Here is a 3,097-nt window from a genome sequence, read left to right on the forward strand (position 1 = left end):
CGATGAGCCCGATGGAGTCGTAGTAGCGCAGCGTGGTCGCGGGAATGCCTGACCGTGCCGCGACCTCAGAGATGCGCACAGAACTAAGGCTAGACCTTCGAGTCGACTTCAAGGTCTAGCCTCGAAGCATGACGTATGTGATCGCCCTGCCGTGCGTGGACGTGAAGGACCGCGCGTGCGTCGACGAGTGCCCTGTCGACTGCATCTACAAGGGGGAACGGATGCTCTACATTCACCCCGACGAGTGCGTGGACTGCGGAGCCTGCGAGCCGGTGTGCCCGGTTGAGGCGATCTATTACGAGGACGATCTGCCCGAGGAGTGGGCCGACTACTACACGGCCAACGTCGAGTTCTTCACAGAGCTGGGCTCGCCCGGCGGTGCGGCCAAGACCGGCGTGCTGCCCTACGACCACCCCATTGTCGCCGCGCTGCCCCCGCAGCACCGCGACTTGTGAAACGCACACCGATAGGAGGCTCCGTTTATGCCCGATCTTCACCTCACCCTGCCTTCCGGCGTCACTGTCGGCGTCTCCCACGCCGGCAAGTCGTTCGCACGACGCGTCGTGCTCATGTGCAACCCTGCCGACCTCGGCGGCGTCGTCGACCCGGACCCGCTCATCACCGCTGAGTGCGACGTCCGGCTGTTGACCGTCGATCCCGTCACGCTCGACGAACAGGACGAGACGCGCATCGGACCCGAGCCGCACGCCGCGCTGATCGCGGAGTACGTGCACTACGTTCGGCGCACCGCGCATCAACTGGGCGAGTTCGAGTATGGGCCGATCGGGGTCGTCGGCTGGGGAACCGGAGCCCTGACCGCGATCGCTCTCGCCAGCGCGGAGCCCGACATGACCGACCGCCTCGCGCTCGTGCAGCCCGGCTTCCGCATCGGACCCGTCGCGCATCCCGAACCAGGCGACCCCTACACCGAGAGTCACGCCACCGGCCTCGACGGCCAGATCGAGCGCGCCCTGCACGAGCGCGAGCTGACTGAAAGCCCCGAGCTGACCGATGAGCACGCGACGTCGATCTACGACGGCTGGCTCGACTCCCTGCACCGCTTCCCGCCCGGCCAGCTCTACCACCTCCGCACAGACACGACCGGGCCGCGCATCAACGAGCCGTTTCCCGAAACGCTGCGCGCCTACGAGTCCAGTGGCGACGGCACGCTCGCCCCGGCGCTCGGCATGCTGACCGACCACTGGCGCAGCATCCTCGCCCACGTCGCCGGTCGCGACGACGAGCTGCGGGCCGGACCAGCCCGCAGCTCACCAGATCGCCGCGACGCAGATCAGGCGTGACCCCAGAACGTGTCCTCGGCAGGGCCGTCCTCAGAGAACAGGCGCACCCCCACGATCTTCCCCTCACGGACGGTCAACAGGTCGATGCCGGCCATATCCATCGACCCGGCCGCGCGCGTGCCGGAGAACCGCACCGGCACGGCGACGAACTCGCCGTTGACCATCGCGGGGCCGGTGACGGCGAGCTGGAAGCTGCCCTCGCTGACCTCCATCATCCCGCCCAGCAGTGCCTCCACGCCGTCGACGCCGGTATGGTCGCCGGAGAAGCGGTTCGCCCCCGGCTGATGCCAGATCACCTGCGGGCTGAACATACCCATCGCAGCCGGCACATCGCCCCGGCCCAGGGCGTCGAAGTAGGCGGCGGCCACAGCCGCCGGAGTCTGCTCGGTCATCATGCTCTCCTCTGATCGGATACCAAACAACCCAAATGGTTACATTTGGTAACCTGTTACCTCAACGTAACCGAGGGTGGACCGAGATGACGCAGCCAGCGTGGAACGTGATGATGGCGAGCTGCCCGTCGCGGACCTCGCTGGCGCGGATCGCCAACAAGTGGACGGCCATGATCGTCATCGCCCTCAGCGGAGGACCGCTGCGCTTCGGAGAAGTGCGGCAGGCCGTCGACGGCATCAGCGGGAAGGTGCTGGCCGACACGCTGCGCGACCTCGAACGCGACGGCATCGTGTCACGCACCTCCTACGACCAGATGCCCCCACGAGTCGAGTACGAGCTAACGCCCCTCGGACTCACGCTGCGCGAACCGCTGACCGCCCTCGGCCGCTGGGCCGAAACCCACATCGAGGAAGTCGAAGCCGCTCGCGCCACCTACGATGCCGACCGATAGACCCGCCAACTGTCACACTCTCAACGAGGACCATCATCTGTGCGGCCCCAGGGAAGGAGCGGCTGGAACTGCGTGGCCGCGCTGAAGGCCAGGTGCTCGAGGTCACACGCTGCCGAAGTACTTCCGTAGTCGCGGGATCCGGCGGATGACGAGCTGGTCGAGGACCAAAATGATCAGCAGGGAGAGCCCGAACAGGGGCAGGAAGAGGCCGAGCCCGACCAGCGCGACGAGAAGGATCCGGTTCCCCCAGACGGGGAGCTTGGCGCGCGGTGCAGCGAGTCCGGATGCGGTGCCGCGTCGGGTCCACCACATGAGGGGCCCGGTGATGCACATGAACATCACGGCGAGGCAGAACAGGGTGGTCAGGATCGTGTTGATCGGGCCGAGGCGCCGTCCTTCGTGGACGGCGATGCCTTGGGAGACGATCTTCGCGGCTGGGCTGTAGTCCTCGTACCCGTACTCGCCGGCGACCTGCCCGGTGTACTGGTCGACGTGGATGGTCTGCTCGAGGGCGACATCGGATTCGGCGGGGTTGCCGTTGTTGTTCCACTGGCTGCCCATCACGGTGAACACTCCGGCCTCCCCGTCGGGGTAGATCACCGAGTACGGCCCCGGAGCGCCCTGATCATTGGCGGCGGCGACGGCCTCGTCGATCGAGATCACCGGTCCGGTGCCGGTGCTGGTGCCGCGGGGAGCGTTGCCGATCGCCCAGCCGGCCTCGCTGCTGGTCCCGTCGGTCTGCTCGATGAGGTCACGAATGGTGGACTCCGCGCCCGGGTCCGTACCCCACAACGAGCCGCCGTTGTCGGAGGCGATCTGCTGCGCGGCGGTCCCCCAGATGCCCGTCCAGGGGAGCCCGGAGACGACGAGCATCAGGATGCCGAGTCCGACCGGGAGTCCGACCAGGGCGTGCCAGCCACGCACCCGTGCACCCTTGATGCCCTTGGCGCGC

The 3,097-nt window shown here is 67.5% G+C and carries 6 protein-coding genes; 3 read left to right on the forward strand and 3 right to left on the reverse strand.

Annotation, left to right across the window (positions count from 1 at the left end; all coding sequences use genetic code 11):
• Window positions 1-79, reverse strand: a 79-nt coding sequence (locus Q1V87_RS16265) for a MerR family DNA-binding transcriptional regulator (protein ID WP_366945406.1), incomplete at its 3' end; no start/stop codon positions are given.
• A 49-nt stretch (window positions 80-128) separates the two neighbouring features.
• On the opposite strand from Q1V87_RS16265, the gene fdxA reads away from it, so the two are divergent.
• Together fdxA and Q1V87_RS04385 are read left to right on the forward strand one after the other, a co-directional pair.
• The gene (gene fdxA, locus Q1V87_RS04380) at window positions 129-455 is read left to right on the forward strand and encodes a ferredoxin (RefSeq protein WP_300591002.1); all 327 of its coding nucleotides are present in this window, start codon (window positions 129-131) and stop codon (window positions 453-455) included.
• A 27-nt stretch (window positions 456-482) separates the two neighbouring features.
• Window positions 483-1,301 carry a hypothetical protein gene (locus Q1V87_RS04385; protein ID WP_300591003.1) on the forward strand — a complete coding sequence of 273 codons (819 nt, stop codon included), beginning with the start codon at window positions 483-485 and terminating at the stop codon, window positions 1,299-1,301.
• Here Q1V87_RS04385 and Q1V87_RS04390 read toward each other — a convergent pair.
• Window positions 1,292-1,696 (reverse strand): nuclear transport factor 2 family protein, encoded by a 405-nt coding sequence (locus tag Q1V87_RS04390; protein ID WP_300591004.1) that lies wholly within the window; start codon window positions 1,694-1,696, stop codon window positions 1,292-1,294. The two genes, Q1V87_RS04385 and Q1V87_RS04390, sit on opposite strands and share 10 nt — an antisense overlap.
• 83 nt (window positions 1,697-1,779) lie before the next feature.
• Here Q1V87_RS04390 and Q1V87_RS04395 point away from each other — a divergent pair, with 83 nt between their 5' ends.
• Complete coding sequence (locus tag Q1V87_RS04395; protein ID WP_300591005.1) at window positions 1,780-2,145, forward strand: helix-turn-helix domain-containing protein; 366 nt, start codon at window positions 1,780-1,782, stop codon at window positions 2,143-2,145.
• 102 nt (window positions 2,146-2,247) lie between these two features.
• On the opposite strand, the gene Q1V87_RS04400 is transcribed toward Q1V87_RS04395, so the two are convergent.
• Window positions 2,248-3,097, reverse strand: an 850-nt coding sequence (locus Q1V87_RS04400) for a PepSY domain-containing protein (RefSeq protein ID WP_300591006.1), incomplete at its 5' end; no start/stop codon positions are given.

Origin of the sequence: Microbacterium sp., from assembly GCF_030149085.1 — a bacterium.
Classification (GTDB): Bacteria; Actinomycetota; Actinomycetes; order Actinomycetales; family Microbacteriaceae; genus Microbacterium.

What these genes read in the sequence shown, in the direction of transcription:
- Q1V87_RS04395 (WP_300591005.1), top strand. Translation starts at nt 1,780, where the DNA reads ATGACGCAGCCAGCGTGGAACGTGATGATGGCGAGCTGCCCGTCGCGG.
- Q1V87_RS04385 (WP_300591003.1), top strand. Translation starts at nt 483, where the DNA reads ATGCCCGATCTTCACCTCACCCTGCCTTCCGGCGTCACTGTCGGCGTC.
- fdxA (WP_300591002.1), top strand. Translation starts at nt 129, where the DNA reads ATGACGTATGTGATCGCCCTGCCGTGCGTGGACGTGAAGGACCGCGCG.
- Q1V87_RS04390 (WP_300591004.1), bottom strand. Translation starts at nt 1,696, where the DNA reads ATGATGACCGAGCAGACTCCGGCGGCTGTGGCCGCCGCCTACTTCGAC.